This window comes from Bacillus sp. ok061 (assembly GCF_900108285.1).
Lineage (GTDB): Bacteria > Bacillota > Bacilli > Bacillales > Bacillaceae_G > Bacillus_A > Bacillus_A thuringiensis_S.
This window is the reverse complement of record NZ_FNUW01000087.1, coordinates 1-1,208: the sequence shown is the minus strand read 5'-3', so window position 1 is coordinate 1,208 and position 1,208 is coordinate 1. Positions and strand designations below refer to the sequence as shown.

Sequence of the window (1,208 nt, the reverse complement as noted above, 5' to 3'; positions counted from 1 at the left end):
GTCTTCAAACGAAAAACACCTCCAATGAATTTGCATACTTAGTATGCGAATTCAGGAGGTGTTTTTTCATGTACCACTATTCGGGTTCACTTCAATTTCTCCTTGGCTTTTTTTACTATTTTTTGTTTATAATAATAATGGGTGAAATTATGATTAGAATTTGTGCAGTAACAAAAACAGATGAAGTATTATATGATGTTTCTCTAGAAGAAACAAAGAAAGACCATATTGTATGGTATTGGCTAGATTTATATAAGCCAACGAAAGAAGAGTATACATATATTCTGCAAGACCATTTTAAGTTCCATCCCCTTGCAATTGAAGACTGTCTAGAATATGTACAGAGGCCAAAAGTTGATTTTTATGATGGATATAACTTTTTAGTTCTTCACGCGTTTGGAGAAGATGGGCTAGAACCACATGAAATTGATTTGTTTGTTAGTGATCGCTATATTGTTTCTTTCCATTTTTCTCATAATAATGCAATTGAAAGAGTATGGAAAACACTTGGTGAGAAGAGGCGGATTAAGAAAGGACCTTTACATGTAGCACATACAATCACTGATCAAATTGTAGATGATTATTTCGCACCTGTATATTACATTGAAGATCATTTAAATGCGATTGATGATAATTTAACAGGTGAGACAGCAGGAGCCGTGCTAGAAGAAGTATTTGATATTAGGGCAGATTTATCTAAGTTAAGACGTACAATTATTCCAATGCGTGATTTATTGTATCGTATTTTGAATTCCACTCGTTTTTACGGTATAAGTGATCATGAGATTTATTTTAAAGATATACATGATCATTTACTTAAACTTACGGAAATGATTGAGGCAAGTCGAGAGTTAACGGCGGATATTCGGGATAGTTATTTTTCATTAAACTCACATCATATGAATAACATTATGAAAACATTAACTGTATTCTCGACTATTTTCATGCCATTAACATTTATTGCGGGAGTATATGGAATGAACTTTACGCATATGCCAGAGCTTGGTGGACAATATAGTTATTTTATTTGTCTTCTTCTAATGGCATTAATTGGCGGCGGAATGATGGCATGGTTTTATAAAAAAGGATGGTTTAAGTAAAAAACCACCGAGGATTTGAAGTGAACCCGAATAGTGGTACATGAAAAAACACCTCCTGAATTCGCATACTAAGTATGCAAATTCATTGGAGGTGTTTTTCGTTTGAAG

At 33.4% G+C, this 1,208-nt stretch carries 1 protein-coding gene; it reads left to right on the top strand.

The window, feature by feature from the left end:
- Positions 1–137 precede the first annotated feature (137 nt).
- The gene (corA, locus tag C4S65_RS33925) at positions 138–1,100 is read left to right on the top strand and encodes a magnesium/cobalt transporter CorA (protein WP_002026281.1); all 963 of its coding nucleotides are present in this window, start codon (positions 138–140) and stop codon (positions 1,098–1,100) included.
- Positions 1,101–1,208 lie beyond the last annotated feature (108 nt).